Origin of the sequence: Streptococcus sp. M143, from assembly GCF_000162495.1 — a bacterium.
GTDB classification, from domain to species: Bacteria; Bacillota; Bacilli; order Lactobacillales; family Streptococcaceae; genus Streptococcus; species Streptococcus dentisani.
This window is the reverse complement of record NZ_GG730093.1, coordinates 4,794-24,378: the sequence shown is the minus strand read 5'-3', so window position 1 is coordinate 24,378 and position 19,585 is coordinate 4,794. Positions and strand designations below refer to the sequence as shown.

Below are 19,585 nucleotides of genomic sequence, written 5' to 3'. Positions count from 1 at the left end.
TTCTTGGCCAATCTTTTTAATCTTCTTCCATTTTCTTAGGTTGATAAGCTAGCATACCTAAAGCAGTAAAGAAAGCTAGAGTTATAATAAGGAAAATCACTTGATGATGAATATTTCCTGTCATAGAGATTGTTTGTCGTAAGCCTGATACAGAGTAACTCATTGGTAACCAAGGATTGACACCTTTAAAGAAATCATTTGTCAAAGCAAGTGGATAAGTCCCTGCACTTGATGCTAACTGTAATAAAAGCAAAATAAGAGAAAAGAAAGCTCCTATACGGCTATTCCATGTTTTTAATGCAGTTACCATAGACATAAATGTTAAGCTTGCGATAATAATTAAGAACAAGGTTCTCATTTCATGATTTGCTGTTAGACCAATAAGATGAACGCCACCATAAACTAAAACACCTGCTAAGACAGCTATAATCCCATTTATTTCAGAGCGAGACTTCAACCAAGCCCAACGACTCTCTGGATGACGTCCAGAAGGCAACTTAGCAAAAATCATATTGGTAGATATAGCAGCAACAAAAAGAGCAACTGATATCATATAAGGAGCCATGGCAATCCCATTTACAGGAACTTGGTCATTATCTGTTTTTGAGAGAACTAGAGGATTAGATAATGTTTCTGCATTTTGAGATTCTGTTGATGCTGATTTGAGTTGATTATTCGCATTGCCTAATCCTTGTCCTAATGAATCAACTCCTGTCTGTAAATCTTCAAGACTAGAGGTTAAGGTTGTTCCACCTTCTGCTAGTTTTCCAGCACCATCTGCAATCTTCATAGCACCACTTCCTAGTTGGGATGCTGCAGAAAGTAACTCTGTTGATTTGTCTGTTAATTGACCAGAGCCAAATTGTAATTTGGTAAGACCTGCTATCAGCTCTGGACTCTTATTATTCAATTGAGCAGAACCAGATGACAAGCTTTCTATACCTGATACTAATTCTGGAGCTTTTCCAGCTAACGCATCTACTCCAGCTGTCAAGGTTGATGTATTTTCTGTCAACTTACTTGATCCAGAAACTAATTGATCTAAACTAGTTGTTAAACTTGCATTCTTTTCACTTAGTTTATTGGCACCTATAGAAATTGTGTCCAGTCCCTTAGTATAGTTTACAACTCCTTTTTCAATTGACTGACTTCCAAGAACTAACTGATTGTCTACAGTAGTTTGCAACTTTGTAAAACCACTTGACAATGTTGTCAAGGATCTAGATGCTGCAGGTAAAAGTTGATTTGCCTTCGTCTGCACATCAGATAGATTAGTTACTTGTTGTTCTGAATTCTCTATACTTTCTTTCAATCCTCCTACTGTCGTTAAAATTGTTTTTGCTGACTCAATAGTAGAATTAGAATTTTTAGAACTAGCTTCTGTCAGTTCTTTCTTCTGTTCCTCTGTGAGAGATTGATAAGTAGCTGTTGATTGAAGGTTAGCTATAGTTTTCTCTTGTTCTGTCTGACTTTTGGTCACAATATCCTGTGCAAGAGTTGTTAGATTTGGCAAAGCTTCTGATAATGTCTTTTTCAGTTGAGTATTATCTGCTATCGTAAGAGCTTGTAGTGTTTTATTCAGTTCTCCTAGACTAGTTGCCAATTGAGTAATTTGTTCATTTTGTTGAGATGAGGACTTTAATTGACTTGAAATTTCTTTAATACCAGTATTTAATTGCTCTATTCCATCTCTTAGTGTATCTGATTGATTGGATAATTGACTTGTTCCATTAGAAAGTTCTTTCACACTACTTGTATAAGCATTTACACCAACTGAAAATTGATTGAGACCTGTATCCAGTTGTGAAACGCCAGCTGTGTAGGACTTTATACCTGTATTTAGCTGATTTACACCTGTCACCAACTCAGGAGTTTTTGACGCTAATTGACCAAGTCCAGTGTCAACTTGTGAGACGGCTTTTGTATAACTTTGTAAACCACTATTAAAAGTCCCTAAACCAATATGTAATTGCTCTATTGCAGATACATAGCTAGATAAACCTTTTGTAAATTGATCCGCTCCATTTGAAAAAGTTACAGTTGAGTTTGCTAAAGTATTAAGATTTGCCGTCAATGTTTGACTTCCCGTCACCAATTGATTCGCTCCATTAGCCAATTGTTCACTTCCATCAGCTGCCTTGTTTATTCCAGACTTCAAGTCATTCATTTTTTGAAATAAAGCCTTGGTATACGTTTCAGTTACATTAGTAGAGACGGTTTGCTTTAATTGTGTCATTGCAGAATCACTCATCTTGCTTGCAATAAAGCTATGTCCACTTGAAGTCTGGTAATCAATCTGCATCTGTTCAGGATGATTTGTTAGGATAGAAGCAGCCTTTTCAGATAAGTCACTTGGTAAAGTCACTACCATGTAGTAGTCACCATCTTCTAGGCCTTTTTCCCCTTCCTCCTCATTAATAAAATGAAAATCTAAAGCCCTATTTTCTTTCAAATTAGACACCATGTCTTCACCTATTGTCATTGTCTGTCCATTATAAGAAGCTTCCTTATCTTTATTGACAACTGCCACAGGCAACTCTGACAATTGACCATATGGATCCCACATGGATGATAAAAATATAATGTTGTATAAAGCTGGAATGAGAGAAATCCCTATCATTACAATGATAAAGGTCGGTTTTTTAAATATTGCTTTCCACTCTTTAAACATATTTCCTCCTTTTTTAAACATATTGTCTAAAATTTTGATATAATAGATTATACATCAAAAAATCCAAATTACAAGGTAAAAAATACTTTTTTAGACACATCGTCTATTTTTGTATACAAGGAGGAATTATGAAAGAAAGCAACAAACGTTTAAAAACAAAACGAATTATCGAAAATGCCATGGTTCAATTATTGATGGACCAACCCTTTGATCAAATTTCTACTGTCAAGTTAGCAGAAAAAGCCGGAATCAGTCGTTCCAGCTTTTACACTCACTACAAGGATAAGTATGATATGATTGAGCATTACCAAAGTAAGCTCTTTCATACCTTTGAGTATATTTTCCAAAAACATGCTCATCATAAAAGAGATGCTATTTTAGAAGTATTTGAATATTTAGAGTCTGAGCCACTCTTGGCTGCACTCTTATCTGAAAATGGTACCAAAGAAATCCAAAATTTCTTGAGAAATAAGCTTCACATTATACTTAGCACAGACCTTCAGAAACGCTTTATGAAACTACAACTCAATCCAATTGAATTAGAATACAGTAGCATTTATCTAACAAATGCCCTTTTTGGTGTTTGCCAGACTTGGATTGCTCACGGGAAAAAAGAAAGTCCGCGAGAAATGACCGACTTCCTTATGAAAATGTTAGGTGATACAAACTGAAAGAAAAAGAACACCATAAGGTGTTCTTTTTATCTGACTCCGCCAGTAGGACTCGAACCTACGACATCATGATTAACAGTCATGCGCTACTACCAACTGAGCTATGGCGGATAAAATAGTCCGTACGGGATTCGAACCCGTGTTACCGCCGTGAAAAGGCGGTGTCTTAACCCCTTGACCAACGGACCATCTATCTGTAGCAGATATAACCATTATATCAATTTCTTACTAATTGTCAATCACTTTTTAGTTTTTTTCTCTAGAATATCTTTTAGTTTGCGAACTTTCAAACGGGTAATCGGGCAACGATGATCTTCATAAAAGACAACTTCTAGATTCTTTCGATCAATTTCTCTCACATTTCCAATATTAATTAGGAAAGATTTATGAGGAGAATAAAATCGCTGGGTATGTTTGTCCTTCTCCTGAATATCTGTCATGGTTCCATAGAACTCTTTGGCAAAATTCTTACCAATAATTCGCAGTTTATGAGAAACACCTGTTGTTTCGATATACAAAATATCATGGTAAGGGATTTTCAAATCATTTCCCTTATAGTTATAATCAAAATAGTCTACAACATCTTCGTTTTCAAGCAGCATGCTCTTAGTGTAAAAAATACTCTGCTCGATGCGTTTTTTGAACAATTCATCATTGATATCTTTATCAACAAAATCTAGGGCTGATACCTGGTATTTGTACGTTAAGGTAGCAAATTCAGATCGACTGGTAATAAAGACAATAATAGCATAGGGATTGTGATGACGGATAAACTGTGCCACTTCAAATCCCTTTTTCTCAATCCCGTGAATATCGATATCTAGGAAATAAAGCTGATTTACTTCATCATTTTCGATATATTCCTTAAACTCACGAACTTTTCCTGTTGTCTTGTAAGAAATAGGAATATTTGATTCCTCAGAGATTTCATTCAATATTCTCTCAAGTCTCACTTGATGCTCAATAACATCTTCTAAAATTAATACTTTCATTCAAATTCCCTCTTAAATCTAATAATTTGTCTAAATGTGCTGTCTTCCATCTCTGTTTCTAACATAATGTTGTCATATTTATCTAGAATCTCTTTGACATTATTAAGCCCTAAACCTCTATTTCTTCCCTTGGTAGAGAAACCTAAGGCAAATAAGTCCTCTGAAGGCGTCATAGTGATTTTACATGAATTCTGGATGACTATAACTGTCTCAAAATCCATTTTAATGACTGCAACTTCCATTTGTTTCAAGTAACTATCCGCGGCTCCTTCAACAGCATTGTTTAAGAGAATACTCATGATGCGAACAAGATCAAGTAAATCCATTGACAATCTAGTAATAACATCCTTTACTTCCAATGTAAACTCTACATCATTATTTCGTGCATAAACAATGGATTGAGCAATCAAACTACGTAAAGCTGAATCTTCTAAATTGTTCAAATCAAAGTAAGTATATTTTTCTGAACGCAGTTTTTGATTCGCTTTTACTAATACTTCATTGTAAACTCTGTCAATTTCCTGTAAATCTTCACTGTCAATTGCCATTTGCATGCTGACAAGCATACCTGCATAGTCATGACGAAAACCTCGAATTTCATTATACAACTTGACAATTTCATCAGTATAAGTCTGTAAATGCTTTTGTTCAAATTTCTTCTGCTTTAGGGCAATCTCTTTTTCAATTTGAACCTTATAAGAATTCATTGCAAAGAAAATCAATAACAAGCAAATAAAAACAATGGTTGATAAAATACTTCCAAAACTATTTAAATGAGAAATAGTACTCACGATATCTGAAATAAAAGAGACGATATGCAAGAAGATAAATGCATATAGTACTTTTTTCAAAAAAGAATAGAGATATTCTTTGTCAAAATATTTAAACTCCAAATGGAAATAAGATATGACAATTTTAATAACCAAATAGGTTAAAATAAGTACAAATATAATAAAATAATTATTATATTCTAATGCAATATCATCTCCTGTTATAGATGATAAAGTTACCGATATAAAGTTATTACTACTATGATATAAGAGAGAAAATAATAGGCTTATAAAAACTCCCTTAGACTTATCATACTTCTGAAATCCAACAAAGTAACCAAATATGAGTAAAGGAAATAAAAATTTAGACAAACCGTAACCATCTAAGGCTAGCAAATACATTATTTCTTCTAATATTAATTGTAGTAAAAAGACATAAAGACTATAAATATATTTTTCTTTTTTAGTTGCATTACAAGTCCATTCATAAATTTTACTAATGATAAAAACATAAAAAAAAGCTATTACTAATCCAAATAAATTCATTACTTTTTACCTTTATTTTAGTTATTTTCTTTTTGGAAAAATAAGATTACGTATTAATTCTGGAATTCTCCATTCCCCACCCCGAATCTCCTGCAATTCTGTTTCTGTTACTTCTTTAAATTGTTCCAACTTTACTGTATTTTTCATAATGAAATCTCCTGTATTGTTTTTCTTGTAAGTTATCTTACAAATCTATTATACAAAATGAAGATCACTTAAGAAAAATTTCTTCTCAACTGTACTTTTTTACACCTGAAATGCACCTTTTGAAGAAAAAAGCTGGGAAATAATCCCAGCTTTTTCTTTAATGTACTGATCCCAGCAGGATTCGAACCTGCGACCGTTCGCTTAGAAGGCGAATGCTCTATCCAGCTGAGCTATGAGACCTAACATGACCATTCTATCAAAAAACAAGAAGTAAGTCAATCTTCTATTTATGATAAGGGGATCCCTGCTGAATGGTAAAAGCACGATAAATTTGTTCAACAAGAACTAATCTCATTAACTGATGTGGCAAGGTCAAACGTCCAAAACTAACAGAAAGATTCGCTCGATACTTCACAGCAGGGGATAGTCCCAGACTTCCACCAATAATAAATGTAAGGGTAGAAAATCCCTTTATAGAAGCCTGTTCCAGCTGTCTACTGAATTCTTCTGAAGAGAGAGTTTTTCCTTCAATTGCCAACACAACAACAAAATCCCTTTCTCCAACTTTAGAAAGAATTCGATTTCCCTCTATTTCTAATATTTTGTAATTTTCTGACTCACTTGCCTTATCTGGAGTTTTTTCATCAGCTAACTCAATGATTTCTACAGTGGCAAAACGAGATATACGTTTACTATATTCAGCAATGCCATCTTTAAGATATTTTTCCTTCAGTTTTCCAACTGTTACAATTTTTATTTTCATTCTTCTATTCTAACATATTCACACTTCATTTCACATCTTATTCACAAAGAATTATCTAGTAAAACTAGCAAATTCACAGAAAAAAAGCGAGTTATCCACAACTTGTGTAAAACTTCTACCTTTAAGCTTGAATTAAGTTAATAGATTTATACTTTAATCAAATAAAAAACAAACGGAGGCGTTTATGAAACACTTACAAAAATTTTACAAAAAAGGATTTACCTTTCTTATCATCATTCTGATAGGATTTTTGAGTGGTGCCCTAGGAAGTTTTGTGACACTGCAACTTTATCAAAAACAAGTAAGTCAAGCCACAAATAACACTACAAACACTGTTACTCAGACTTCCTACAAAAATGAAAATGCAACAACTCAGGCCGTTAATAAGGTAAAAGATGCCGTTGTGTCGGTCATCACTTATTCAGCAAATCGGCAAAATAGTGTTTTTGGAAATGACGAGACAGATACGGATACCGACTCTCAACAGGTAGCAAGTGAAGGTTCTGGTGTTATTTACAAAAAGAATGGGAAAGATGCCTACCTTGTGACAAATACCCACGTTATTAAAGGAGCTTCAAAAGTTGATATCCGTTTAGCAGACGGTACAAAAGTTCCTGGTGAAATTGTCGGTTCTGATACGTTCTCTGATATTGCTGTCGTAAAAATTTCTTCAGAAAAAGTCACAACCGTAGCAGAATTTGGAGATTCTAGCAAACTAAATGTTGGTGAGACTGCAATCGCAATTGGTAGTCCTCTAGGATCCGAATATGCCAATACAGTTACCCAAGGAATCATTTCAAGTCTCAATCGAAATGTCTCTCTAAAATCTCAAGATGGTCAAGCGATTTCTACAAAAGCTATTCAGACAGATACGGCCATTAACCCTGGTAACTCTGGTGGTCCACTTGTAAACATTCAGGGCCAAGTTATCGGGATTACATCAAGTAAAATTGCAAGTAATGGTGGAACCTCTGTCGAAGGTCTTGGTTTTGCAATCCCATCAAATGATGCTCAAAATATTATTAAACAGCTTGAAAGTGACGGTAAAGTGACTCGCCCTGCTCTTGGAATTCAAATGGTTAATTTAGCTAATATCGGAGCTAGTGATCTTAGAAAACTCAATATTCCAAGTAGCGTAACTTCTGGTGTAGTGGTAAAATCTGTTCAAAGTAATATGCCTGCATCTGGTCACCTTGAAAAATACGACGTTATTACCAAAGTTGACGACAAGGAGATTTCTTCGTCAACAGATTTACAGAGTGCTCTTTACAACCATTCTATCGGAGACACTATTAAAATCACCTACTATCGAAATGGGAAAGAGGAGACTACAACTGTTAAACTAGATAAAAGTACAAGTGATTTAGAATCTTAATTGACATCAGTGTAAAGAAAACTTTACATATAATAAAAGATATGTTAGTGTAGAATCATGGAAAAATTTGAAATGATTTCTATCTCGGACATACAAAAAAATCCTTACCAACCTCGGAAAGAATTTGATGTAAAAAAATTAAAAGAATTAGCTCAGTCAATCAAAGAAAATGGGCTAATCCAACCAATCATCGTTCGTCAATCTCCTGTAATTGGTTATGAAATCCTTGCAGGAGAAAGACGATATCGAGCTTCTCTCTTGGCTGGTCTGACCTCTATTCCAGCAGTTGTAAAACACCTCTCAGATCAGGAAATGATGATTCAGTCTATCATTGAGAATTTACAGAGAGAAAACTTGAATCCAATTGAAGAAGCACGCGCCTACGAATCTTTAGTAGAGAAAGGATTTACTCACACTGAGATAGCGGATAAAATGGGAAAATCTCGTCCTTATATCACTAATTTTATTCGTTTGCTTTCCCTACCAGAGCATATCTTAGCTGAAGTAGAAAATGGAAAAATTTCTCAAGCTCATGCACGTTCACTAGTTGGTTTGGATAAAGAGCAACAAGAATATTTCTTCCAATTGATCAAAAACGAAGATATCTCTGTGAGAAAGTTAGAAACACTGCTGACAGAGAAAAAACAAAAGAAGCAGAAAAAAAGTGATTCTTTCATCAAAGATGAGGAAGATAAATTAAAAAAACTACTTGGATTGAATGTAGAAATTAAACTTTCTAAAAAAGATACTGGAAAGGTTATTATTTCTTTTTCAAGCCAAGAAGAATATGACAGAATTATCAACAGCCTGAAATAAGGCTGTTCTTTTATTTTTTCAACCCACAAATTTATCCACTATTTTTTATAGCAAAAAATCAAAGAATTCAAGGGAATCCCTCACTTATCCCCAACCTGTGGATAAAAAATGTAAACATTGTGGATTCTTTTCCACAGATTGTGGAAAAATGCTAGCATCTATGGTAAAATAAATCTAACAATAAACCTTTTTACATCAAATATAGCAAAGGAGGGGATAATCGGTGAAAGAAAAACAATTTTGGAATCAAATCTTGGAATTGGCTCAAGAAAGATTGACACGTTCTATGTACGATTTCTACGCCACACCTGCTGAACTCATAAAAGTGGAGGGAAATGTAGCTACTATCTTTTTACCTAGACCTGAAATGGAAATGGTTTGGAAAAAACAGCTCAAAGATATCATTGTGGCTGCTGGTTTTGAAGTTTATGATACTGAAATAAAAACTCAATTTGTCTTAACAAAGCCTGAGGAAGAATCTTCAACCTATGTCATGGATTCTGAAAATAGCAATCATTATGTTGCTTCACAGGCCAATCTTGCTATTCCATATTCTGAAACAGGATTGAAGGAAAAATATACCTTTGATAACTTTATTCAAGGAGATGGGAATATCTGGGCTAAGTCTGCTGCTCTGGCTGTTTCCGAAGATCTCGCCTTGACTTATAATCCCCTTTTCATTTATGGTGGTCCTGGACTAGGGAAAACCCACTTACTGAATGCTATCGGAAATGAAATTCTAAAAAATATTCCTGAAGCTCGGGTTAAGTATATTCCTGCTGAAAGTTTTATCAATGATTTTCTTGAACACCTGAGACTTGGGGAAATGGAGAAATTCAAAAAGACTTACCGTAGCCTTGATCTCTTACTGATCGATGATATCCAATCTCTCAGCGGTAAAAAAGTTGCAACTCAAGAAGAATTTTTCAATACCTTCAATGCTCTTCATAGCAATCAAAAACAAATCGTTCTGACTAGTGACCGAAGTCCTAAACATTTAGAGGGCCTTGAGGAAAGACTTGTCACGCGCTTTAGCTGGGGCTTGACTCAAAATATCACACCACCTGACTTTGAAACACGAATTGCCATTCTTCAAAGTAAAACGGAACATTTGGACTATAATTTTCAAAGCGATACACTAGAATACCTAGCAGGTCAATTCGATTCAAATGTTCGAGAACTTGAAGGAGCAATCAACGATATCACTTTAATTGCCAGAGTAAAGAAGATTAAGGATATCACCATTGATATCGCTGCTGAAGCTATCAGAGCTCGCAAACAAGATGTTAGCCAACTGCTAGTCATTCCAATTGACAAAATCCAAACTGAAGTTGGTAATTTTTATGGAGTGAGTGTCAAAGAAATGAAAGGGACGAGACGAGTTCAGAATATCGTTTTGGCGCGTCAAGTAGCCATGTATCTAGCTAGAGAACTGACAGATAATAGTCTTCCAAAAATCGGAAAAGAATTCGGAGGAAAGGATCATACCACCGTTATTCATGCCCATGCTAAAATTAAATCCTTGATTGACGAAGACGATAATTTACGTTTAGAAATAGAAGCAATCAAAAAGAAAATTAAGTAGCTTGTGGATAACTTTTCCTTTCTTATCTTTTTTATCCACATTTTTTAAACAAGCTAAAAAGCTTGAAGTCATTAAATAGAAATCAGTTTTCCACAGAATTCACACACTCTATTATTTCTATTATCCTTCTAATACTAAAAATAAATAAAGGAGAATCCATGATTCATTTTTCAATTAATAAAAATTTATTTCTACAAGCCTTAAATACCACAAAACGAGCAATTAGCTCAAAAAATGCTATTCCAATTTTATCAACAATCAAAATTGACGTTAACAATGAAGGAATTACTTTAATTGGATCAAACGGGCAAATTTCTATTGAGAATTTCATTTCTCAAAAGAATGAAGATGCAGGTCTTTTGATTACTTCCTTAGGTTCGATTCTTCTTGAAGCTTCTTTCTTTATCAATGTTGTATCTAGTCTTCCAGACGTAACGCTTGATTTCAAAGAGATTGAACAAAAACAAATTGTCTTAACAAGCGGCAAATCAGAAATCACCCTAAAAGGAAAAGATAGCGAACAATATCCACGAATCCAAGAAATTTCAGCAAGTACTCCTTTGGTTCTTGAAACAAAACTGCTCAAGAAAATTATCAATGAGACAGCTTTTGCTGCAAGTACGCAAGAAAGTCGTCCCATCTTAACAGGTGTACACTTCGTATTGAGCCAACACAAAGAACTAAAAACAGTTGCGACAGACTCTCATCGTCTTAGCCAGAAAAAATTGACTCTTGAAAAAAATGGCGATGATTTCGATGTTGTAATTCCTAGTCGCTCTCTACGCGAATTTTCAGCTGTATTTACGGATGATATTGAAACAGTGGAGATTTTCTTTGCAAATAATCAAATCCTCTTTAGAAGCGAAAATATTAGCTTCTATACTCGTCTCCTAGAAGGAAACTATCCTGATACGGATCGTTTGATCCCAACAGATTTTAATACTACAATTACTTTTGATGTGGTTAATTTGCGTCAATCTATGGAGCGTGCTCGTCTCTTATCAAGTGCAACTCAAAATGGTACTGTGAAGCTTGAAATTAAAGGTGGAGTTGTTAGTGCCCATGTTCATTCTCCTGAGGTTGGTAAAGTAAACGAAGAAATCGATACGGAGCAGGTGACCGGGGATGATTTGACTATTAGTTTCAACCCAACTTACTTGATTGATTCCCTCAAGGCTTTAAATAGTGAAAAAGTGACCATTAGCTTTATCTCAGCTGTTCGTCCATTTACTCTTGTGCCAGCAGATACTGACGAAGATTTCATGCAGCTCATCACACCAGTTCGTACAAATTAAGTGAAAGAGGTTGAGCCTGGCTCGCCTCTTTTATGATATAATCGAAAAAGAAAAGGAGAGTAGTATGTATCAAGTTGGAAATTTTGTTGAGATGAAAAAACCACATGCTTGCACAATTAAATCAACTGGTAAAAAAGCCAATCGTTGGGAAATTACACGCGTAGGGGCAGATATCAAAATCAAATGTAGCAATTGTGACCACCTTGTCATGATGAGTCGCTATGATTTTGAACGAAAAATGAATAAGATTATTGACTAAGAACCCTTAGTTAGAGGGTTAGCAAGTTTTCCCTTTTTGTGTTATAATGTTAGGGATTGAAATGAGAACGGAGAATGAGAAACTATGGCTTTAACAGCAGGTATCGTTGGTTTGCCAAACGTTGGTAAATCAACCCTTTTTAATGCAATTACAAAAGCAGGAGCAGAGGCGGCAAACTACCCATTTGCGACTATTGATCCAAATGTTGGAATGGTAGAAGTTCCAGATGAACGTCTACAAAAACTAACGGAAATGATTACTCCTAAAAAGACAGTCCCAACAACATTTGAATTTACAGATATTGCAGGGATTGTAAAAGGAGCTTCAAAAGGAGAAGGGTTGGGTAATAAATTCTTGGCCAATATTCGTGAAGTGGATGCGATTGTTCATGTTGTGCGTGCTTTTGACGACGAAAATGTTATGCGTGAACAAGGACGTGAAGATGCCTTTGTGGATCCACTTGCAGATATTGATACCATTAACCTAGAGTTGATTCTTGCTGACCTAGAGTCAGTAAATAAACGCTATGCGCGTGTAGAAAAGATGGCACGTACGCAAAAAGATAAGGAATCTGTGGCAGAGTTTAACGTCCTTCAAAAAATTAAACCTGTCCTTGAAGATGGAAAATCAGCTCGTACCATTGAATTCACAGATGAGGAACAAAAAGTAGTCAAAGGACTCTTCCTTTTGACCACTAAACCAGTTCTTTATGTTGCTAATGTGGATGAGGATGTGGTTTCAGATCCAGATTCTATTGACTATGTTAAAAAAATTCGAGAATTTGCAGCGACAGAAAATGCAGAAGTAGTCGTTATTTCTGCGCGTGCTGAGGAAGAAATTTCTGAGTTAGATGATGAAGATAAGCAAGAGTTTCTTGAAGCACTTGGCTTGACAGAATCAGGTGTTGATAAGTTGACTCGAGCTGCTTACCACTTACTTGGACTTGGAACTTACTTCACAGCTGGTGAAAAAGAAGTTCGCGCTTGGACCTTTAAGCGTGGTATGAAAGCTCCTCAAGCAGCTGGTATTATCCACTCAGACTTTGAAAAAGGTTTTATTCGTGCAGTAACCATGTCATATGAGGATCTAGTGAAATATGGATCTGAAAAGGCTGTAAAAGAAGCTGGGCGCTTGCGTGAAGAAGGAAAAGAATATATCGTTCAAGATGGCGATATCATGGAATTCCGCTTTAACGTTTAATTAACATTTTAAATAGTGTCAATTAGGTTGGAAAAAAATTCCAACCCTTTTGGCTTTTGAAAGGAAAATAAATGACTAAATTACTTGTTGGATTAGGAAATCCAGGGGATAAATATTTTGAAACCAAGCACAACGTTGGATTTATGTTGATTGACCAATTGGCTAAAAAACAAAATGTCACCTTTACACATGACAAGATATTTCAAGCTGACCTAGCATCTTTTTTCTTCAATGGAGAAAAAATTTATCTGGTCAAACCAACTACTTTTATGAATGAAAGTGGAAAAGCAGTTCATGCTTTATTGACTTACTATGGTTTGGATATTGAAGATTTACTCGTTATTTACGACGATCTTGACATGGAAGTCGGGAAAATTCGTTTAAGATCAAAGGGCTCAGCAGGTGGCCATAATGGTATCAAGTCTATTATTCAACATATAGGTACTCAGGTCTTCAACCGTGTTAAAATAGGTATTGGCAGACCTAAAAAAAGTATGTCAGTTGTTCACCATGTTTTAAGTAAGTTTGATCAGGATGACTATGTAGGTATTTTACAGTCAATTGACAAGGTTGACGATTCTGTAAACTACTATTTACAAGAGAAAAACTTTGTGAAAACAATGCAGAGGTATAACGGCTAAATGGTGACTTTATTAGATTTATTCTCAGAAAATGATCAGATAAAAAAATGGCATCAAAATCTGATAGATAAGAAAAGACAACTAATACTTGGTTTATCAACGTCTACCAAGGCTCTTGCAATTGTAAGCAGTCTAGAAAAAGAAAATAAGATTGTGTTACTGACTTCAACTTATGGAGAAGCAGAACGAATTATCAGTGATCTTCTTTCTCTCTTAGGAGAGGAATTTGTCTATCCATTTTTGGTCGATGACTCTCCTATGGTAGAGTTTTTGATGTCTTCGCAAGAAAAAATCATTTCTCGGGTTGAAGCTTTGCGTTTTTTAACTGATTCATCTAAGAAAGGGATTTTAGTTTGTAATATCGCAGCAAGTCGCTTGATTTTACCTTCTCCAACTGGGTTTAAAGAAAGTATTATAAGGATTGCAGTTGGCGAAGAATATGACCAATACGAGCTACTTTACAAATTAAAGGAAATAGGCTATCGCAAAGTTACGCAAGTACAAACTCAAGGTGAGTTTAGTATTCGAGGAGATATTTTAGATATTTTTGAGATGTCTCAGTTAGAACCTTTCCGAATCGAGTTTTTTGGTGATGAAGTAGATGGTATTCGTACTTTTGAAGTCGAAACACAACTATCAAAAGAAAATCAAACAGAACTCACTATCTTTCCAGCTAGTGATATGCTTTTAAGAGAAAAGGATTATCAACAAGGTCAGTCAGCTTTGGAAAAGCAAATTTCGAAGACTCTATCACCGATTTTGAAATCCTATCTAGAAGAAATTTTGTCAAGTTTTCATCAAAAACAAGTACATTCAGATAGTCGAAAGTTTTTATCTTTATGTTACGATAAAACATGGACTATATTTGATTATATTGAAAAAGATACACCAGTATTCTTTGATGATTATCAAAAATTGATGAATCAGTATGAAGCCTTTGAAAGAGAATTAGCGCAATACTTTACAGAAGATTTACAGAATGGTAAATCATTTTCTGATATGCAGTATTTTGCTGATACTGAGCAAATCTATAAAAAACAAAGTCCAGTGACCTTTTTCTCCAATCTCCAAAAAGGATTAGGAAATCTCAAGTTTGATCACATTTACCAATTTAATCAATATCCTATGCAGGAGTTTTTCAATCAATTTTCTTTTCTTAAAGAAGAAATTGAGCGATATAAAAAAATGAACTACACCATTGTTCTGCAGTCCAGCAATTCAATGGGAAGTAAAACATTGGAGGATGTTTTAGAGGAATATCAGATTAAATTGGATTCCAGAGATAAGTCAAGTATCTGTAAAGAATCTGTAAACTTGATCGAGGGTAATCTAAGACATGGTTTTCATTTTGTAGATGAAAAAATTCTCTTGATTACTGAACATGAGATTTTTCAAAAGAAATTAAAACGTCGTTTTCGAAGACAACATGCGTCAAATGTAGAGCGATTAAAAGATTATAATGAACTTGAAAAAGGGGACTACGTTGTTCACCATATTCATGGAATTGGTCAATATCTAGGCATTGAAACAATTGAAATCAAAGGGATTCACCGTGATTATGTCAGTGTTCAATATCAAAATGGGGATCAAATCTCCATCCCAGTAGAGCAGATTCAGTTACTGTCCAAATATGTTTCAAGTGATGGTAAAGCGCCAAAACTTAATAAATTAAATGACGGTCATTTTAAAAAGGCCAAGCAAAAAGTTAAGAACCAGGTAGAGGATATAGCTGACGATTTAATCAAACTCTATTCTGAACGTAGTCAGTTGAAGGGTTTTGCTTTCTCAGCTGATGATGATGATCAACATGCTTTTGATGATGCCTTCCCTTATGTTGAAACGGATGATCAACTTCGTAGTATTGAGGAAATTAAGAGAGATATGCAGGATTCTCACCCCATGGATCGACTTTTAGTTGGGGATGTTGGTTTTGGGAAGACTGAAGTTGCAATGCGTGCAGCCTTTAAGGCGGTCAATGATCACAAACAAGTTGTTGTTCTAGTTCCGACGACGGTTTTAGCGCAACAACACTATACAAATTTTAAAGAGAGATTCCAAAATTTTGCAGTTAATATTGATGTGCTGAGTCGCTTTAGAAGTAAAAAAGAGCAGGCAGAGACACTTGAAAAATTAAAAAATGGTCAAGTTGATATTTTGATTGGAACGCATCGTGTTTTATCAAAAGATGTTGTGTTTTCAGATTTGGGATTGATGATTATTGATGAGGAACAACGATTTGGTGTCAAGCATAAGGAAACTTTGAAAGAACTGAAAAAACAAGTAGATGTTCTAACCTTGACTGCAACACCAATCCCTCGTACTCTCCACATGTCTATGCTGGGAATCAGAGATTTGTCTGTTATTGAAACTCCTCCAACCAATCGCTATCCGGTTCAAACCTATGTTTTAGAAAAGAATGACAGTGTGATTCGTGATGCTGTTTTACGTGAAATGGAGCGTGGAGGTCAAGTTTACTATCTTTACAATAAAGTTGACACGATTGACCAGAAGGTTTCAGAATTACAGGAGTTGATTCCAGAGGCTTCAATTGGTTATGTTCATGGGCAAATGAGTGAGATTCAGTTAGAAAATACTCTACTGGATTTCATTGAAGGTCAGTATGATATTTTGGTGACGACTACCATTATTGAGACAGGAGTTGATATCCCAAATGCCAATACTTTATTTATTGAAAATGCGGACCATATGGGCTTGTCAACCTTGTATCAATTAAGAGGAAGAGTTGGTCGTAGTAATCGTATTGCTTATGCCTATCTCATGTATCGTCCAGAAAAATCAATTAGTGAAGTCTCTGAGAAGAGATTAGAAGCGATTAAGGGATTTACAGAATTGGGCTCTGGATTTAAGATTGCGATGCGAGATCTTTCGATTCGTGGTGCAGGAAATCTATTAGGAAAATCGCAGTCTGGTTTCATTGATTCTGTTGGTTTTGAATTGTATTCGCAGTTATTAGAGGAAGCTATTGCTAAACGTAACGGCAATGGGAATACAAGAACTAAAGGAAATGCTGAGTTGATTTTACAAATCGACGCCTATCTTCCTGACACTTATATTTCTGACCAGCGACATAAGATTGAAATTTACAAGAAAATTCGTCAAATTGACAATCGTGTCAACTATGAAGAATTACAAGAAGAGTTGATGGACCGCTTTGGAGAATATCCAGATGTAGTGGCCTATCTTTTAGAGATTGGTTTGGTCAAATCATATTTGGATAAGGTATTTCTAGAACGTGTGGAAAGAAAAGAGAATAAGATTACGGTTCAATTTGAAAAAATTACTCAGCGACTGTTCTTGGCTCAAGATTATTTTAAAGCCTTATCCGCAACGAACTTAAAAGCAGCCATAGCTGAGAATAAAGGATTAATGGAAGTTGTATTTGATGTTCGAAACAAGAAAGACTATGAAATTTTAGAAGGTCTGCTGATTTTTGGAGAAAGTTTATTGGAGATAAAAGAATCAAAGGAAGCAAATCTCATCTGACATTTTTCTTCTATAAAAAGGATAAAAATGATACAATAATAATTTGAGGTAATAAAAATGAGATTAGACAAGTATTTAAAAGTATCACGAATTATTAAGCGTCGTACAGTCGCAAAAGAAGTAGCAGATAAAGGTAGAATCAAGGTGAACGGAATCTTGGCCAAAAGTTCAACGGATTTAAAAGTTGATGACCAAGTTGAAATTCGTTTTGGAAATAAGTTGTTGCTTGTTAAAGTATTAGAGATGAAAGATAGTACAAAAAAAGAAGATGCAGCAGGCATGTATGAAATTATCAGTGAAACACGGGTAGAAGAAAATGTCTAAAAATATTGTACAGATGAACAATCCTTTTATTCAAAATGAACACCAACGTCGTCGTTACCTGATGAAAGAGAGACAAAAACGAAATCGCTTTATGGGTTGGGTTCTTATTTTGATGATTTTATTGTTTATTTTACCAACTTATAACTTGGCCCAAAGCTATAATCAGTTACTGCAACGTCGTCAGCAATTGACAGAGTTGAAAGAACAATACCAAACTCTTAGTGATGAAAAGGATAAGGAATCTGCTTTTGCTGCGAAGTTGAAAGATGAAGACTATGTAGCAAAATATGCACGCGCCAAGTACTATTACTCAAAGAAACGAGAAGCAATTTACACCATTCCTGATTTGCTTCCGAGGTAATGTCATGGAAAATTTATTAGAAGTTGTTGAGCAATTTTTAAGTTTATCAGATGAAAAATTAGAGGAATTGGCAGCTAAAAACCATTTGTTACGATTACAAGAAGAAAGGGAAGAGAAGAATGCGTAAGTTCTTAGTAGTGTTATCACTACTATCTGTTTTTATCATAACTTCAAGAGTAGTTAGCACAGAAAAACAGCTCCCTTACTCTTCACAAGAAATTTATTATCTAACTGAGTCTGATCATGGATTCTACTATAAAGAAGTTCTTGAATCGCCAATGGTTTATGGAGAAACAGCTGTCTATGCTAATGAAGATCTTGTAAAGGAGTCTGGAAAATTGACTTCTGAAACCACCTTTAAAATTGTAGAATGGCGTTTGAATAGACAAGGTATTCCTGTTTTTAAATTAAACAATCATCAGTTTATCGTTGCAGATAAGCGCTTGGTCTATGATCAAAGTCAAGTTCAAACTCAAAATAGACAAGTATGGTTGGAACCGGGGTTTGTTATCTATAACAGTCCTTATGGTGCTAAAGAAATTTCTTCATCCCTCTCTCCCTATCAACGCGTAACAGTAGATAGAACCCTCTTTGCTGAGGGACAAGAATTTCTTCATATTGATCAAGTTGGGTGGGTATCAAAAGAGTTCGTCTCAGAAGAAGACAATCGCATCCAGAAGGTTCAAGAAGTCTTATCAAACAACTATCAGAATGAAAATTATTCTATTTATGTTAAACAACTGAGTACAGGTAAAGAGGCTGGGGTGAATGAAGACAGCAAACTCTATGCAGCTAGCATCTTGAAACTAGCCTACCTTTATTATGCTCAAGATAAGATAAATCAGGGGGAATATACGCTGAACAGTAACTTTAAGTATATCCCAGAGGTAAATAGCTTTCCCGGATCCTATAAACCAGAAGGTAGCGGTAGTTTACCTAAAACAGGAGACAACAAAGACTACAGCCTCCAACAATTAATTACTAAGGTAACAAAGGAGTCTGACAATGTTGCTCATAATATTTTAGGTTATTACGTGACCAATCAATCTGACGGGGCTTTTAAAGAAAAAATGTCCACCATTATGGGTGAAGATTGGGATGTGAATGATAAATTAACTTCTTCAAAAATGGCTGGAAAGGTCATGGAAGCTATTTATAATCAGAATGGCTTTGTACTAGAGTCTCTAAGTAAGACGAATTTTGATAACCAACGAATTGCGAAAGGTGTTTCGGTTAAGGTAGCTCATAAAATTGGAGATGCCGACGAGTTCAAACATGATACTGCCATTGTCTATACAGACTCTCCTTTCGTTCTCTCTATTTTCACCAAAAATTCTGATTATGACACCATTGCTAAGATAGCCAAGGATGTCTATGAGGTTCTAAAATGAGGGACCGGGATTTTTTAAATCATTTTCTCCAAAAAGAGTATTTCAAAAAACATTCTAAAATCGTATTAGCTCTGTCTGGTGGACTGGATTCGATGTTTTTATTTCATCTATTGTCTACTTATCAAAATGAGTTGGGAATTGAGTTGATTTTAGCACATGTCAATCACAAGCAGAGAAGTGAGTCTGACTGGGAGGAAAATGAACTAAGGAAGTTAGCTGATGCAGCTGGACTTCCTATTTATATCACAAGCTTTTCAGGAGACTTTTCAGAGGC

At 35.1% G+C, this 19,585-nt stretch carries 19 protein-coding genes and 3 tRNA genes; 14 read left to right on the top strand and 8 right to left on the bottom strand.

Annotated features, from left to right (window positions below):
* Positions 1–16: 16 nt before the first annotated feature.
* The gene (locus HMPREF0850_RS04365) at positions 17–2,671 is read right to left on the bottom strand and encodes a YhgE/Pip domain-containing protein (protein WP_000472062.1); all 2,655 of its coding nucleotides are present in this window, start codon (positions 2,669–2,671) and stop codon (positions 17–19) included.
* Positions 2,672–2,799: 128 nt separating this feature from the next.
* On the opposite strand from HMPREF0850_RS04365, the gene HMPREF0850_RS04360 reads away from it, so the two are divergent.
* Positions 2,800–3,342, top strand: a complete 543-nt coding sequence (locus HMPREF0850_RS04360; RefSeq protein WP_000665074.1) for a TetR/AcrR family transcriptional regulator — start codon at positions 2,800–2,802, stop codon at positions 3,340–3,342.
* A 37-nt stretch (positions 3,343–3,379) separates the two neighbouring features.
* Here the strand turns inward: HMPREF0850_RS04360 and HMPREF0850_RS04355 are convergent.
* From HMPREF0850_RS04355 to rlmH, 7 genes are all read right to left on the bottom strand, one after another.
* A tRNA-Asn gene (locus HMPREF0850_RS04355) sits at positions 3,380–3,453 on the bottom strand.
* Positions 3,454–3,458: 5 nt separating this feature from the next.
* Positions 3,459–3,530, bottom strand: a tRNA-Glu gene (locus HMPREF0850_RS04350).
* Positions 3,531–3,581: 51 nt separating this feature from the next.
* The gene (comE, locus tag HMPREF0850_RS04345; protein WP_000866081.1) at positions 3,582–4,334 is read right to left on the bottom strand and encodes a competence system response regulator transcription factor ComE; all 753 of its coding nucleotides are present in this window, start codon (positions 4,332–4,334) and stop codon (positions 3,582–3,584) included.
* The gene (gene comD / locus HMPREF0850_RS04340; RefSeq protein ID WP_001048119.1) at positions 4,331–5,650 is read right to left on the bottom strand and encodes a competence system sensor histidine kinase ComD; all 1,320 of its coding nucleotides are present in this window, start codon (positions 5,648–5,650) and stop codon (positions 4,331–4,333) included. The genes comE and comD overlap by 4 nt, the downstream gene beginning before the upstream one ends.
* Before the next feature lie 21 nt (positions 5,651–5,671).
* Positions 5,672–5,797, bottom strand: coding sequence for a competence-stimulating peptide ComC (gene comC, locus HMPREF0850_RS04335; RefSeq protein ID WP_000799680.1), 126 nt, complete (start codon positions 5,795–5,797; stop codon positions 5,672–5,674).
* Between the two features lie 166 nt (positions 5,798–5,963).
* Positions 5,964–6,037, bottom strand: a tRNA-Arg gene (locus tag HMPREF0850_RS04330).
* A 43-nt stretch (positions 6,038–6,080) separates the two neighbouring features.
* Entirely contained in the window at positions 6,081–6,560 is a 480-nt protein-coding gene (rlmH, locus tag HMPREF0850_RS04325) for a 23S rRNA (pseudouridine(1915)-N(3))-methyltransferase RlmH (protein ID WP_000694218.1), read from the bottom strand.
* 184 nt (positions 6,561–6,744) lie between these two features.
* On the opposite strand from rlmH, the gene HMPREF0850_RS04320 reads away from it, so the two are divergent.
* From HMPREF0850_RS04320 to HMPREF0850_RS0103110, 13 genes are all read left to right on the top strand, one after another.
* A complete protein-coding gene (locus HMPREF0850_RS04320; protein WP_000681799.1) occupies positions 6,745–7,935 on the top strand; it encodes a S1C family serine protease in 1,191 nt (396 codons plus the stop codon).
* A gap of 57 nt (positions 7,936–7,992) precedes the next feature.
* On the top strand, positions 7,993–8,751 hold the full coding sequence (locus HMPREF0850_RS04315; RefSeq protein WP_000410355.1) for a ParB/RepB/Spo0J family partition protein: 759 nt from the start codon (positions 7,993–7,995) through the stop codon (positions 8,749–8,751).
* Positions 8,752–8,974: 223 nt separating this feature from the next.
* A complete protein-coding gene (gene dnaA, locus HMPREF0850_RS04310; protein WP_000660603.1) occupies positions 8,975–10,336 on the top strand; it encodes a chromosomal replication initiator protein DnaA in 1,362 nt (453 codons plus the stop codon).
* A 158-nt stretch (positions 10,337–10,494) separates the two neighbouring features.
* On the top strand, positions 10,495–11,631 hold the full coding sequence (gene dnaN / locus HMPREF0850_RS04305; protein ID WP_000581140.1) for a DNA polymerase III subunit beta: 1,137 nt from the start codon (positions 10,495–10,497) through the stop codon (positions 11,629–11,631).
* Positions 11,632–11,695: 64 nt separating this feature from the next.
* A complete protein-coding gene (locus tag HMPREF0850_RS0103115) occupies positions 11,696–11,890 on the top strand; it encodes a DUF951 domain-containing protein (protein WP_000285184.1) in 195 nt (64 codons plus the stop codon).
* Between the two features lie 84 nt (positions 11,891–11,974).
* On the top strand, positions 11,975–13,090 hold the full coding sequence (ychF, locus tag HMPREF0850_RS04300; RefSeq protein WP_001218697.1) for a redox-regulated ATPase YchF: 1,116 nt from the start codon (positions 11,975–11,977) through the stop codon (positions 13,088–13,090).
* Positions 13,091–13,161: 71 nt separating this feature from the next.
* Positions 13,162–13,731, top strand: coding sequence for an aminoacyl-tRNA hydrolase (gene pth / locus HMPREF0850_RS04295; protein WP_000163925.1), 570 nt, complete (start codon positions 13,162–13,164; stop codon positions 13,729–13,731).
* Positions 13,732–17,235, top strand: a complete 3,504-nt coding sequence (gene mfd, locus HMPREF0850_RS04290; protein ID WP_000258073.1) for a transcription-repair coupling factor — start codon at positions 13,732–13,734, stop codon at positions 17,233–17,235. It begins immediately after the preceding gene.
* A gap of 57 nt (positions 17,236–17,292) precedes the next feature.
* Positions 17,293–17,559, top strand: a complete 267-nt coding sequence (locus HMPREF0850_RS04285; protein WP_001234973.1) for an RNA-binding S4 domain-containing protein — start codon at positions 17,293–17,295, stop codon at positions 17,557–17,559.
* Positions 17,552–17,920, top strand: coding sequence for a septum formation initiator family protein (locus tag HMPREF0850_RS04280; protein WP_000041917.1), 369 nt, complete (start codon positions 17,552–17,554; stop codon positions 17,918–17,920). Before HMPREF0850_RS04285 ends, HMPREF0850_RS04280 begins: the two co-directional genes overlap by 8 nt.
* A 4-nt stretch (positions 17,921–17,924) precedes the next feature.
* Positions 17,925–18,047: an SP_0009 family protein gene (locus HMPREF0850_RS13215; protein WP_000429343.1), complete on the top strand. Its 123-nt coding sequence runs from the start codon at positions 17,925–17,927 to the stop codon at positions 18,045–18,047.
* A complete protein-coding gene (locus HMPREF0850_RS04270; RefSeq protein ID WP_001224824.1) occupies positions 18,040–19,311 on the top strand; it encodes a serine hydrolase in 1,272 nt (423 codons plus the stop codon). The genes HMPREF0850_RS13215 and HMPREF0850_RS04270 overlap by 8 nt, the downstream gene beginning before the upstream one ends.
* Positions 19,308–19,585 (top strand): ATP-binding protein (locus HMPREF0850_RS0103110; RefSeq protein ID WP_001205616.1); only part of this gene is annotated, 278 nt, incomplete at its 3' end. The genes HMPREF0850_RS04270 and HMPREF0850_RS0103110, both read left to right, overlap by 4 nt.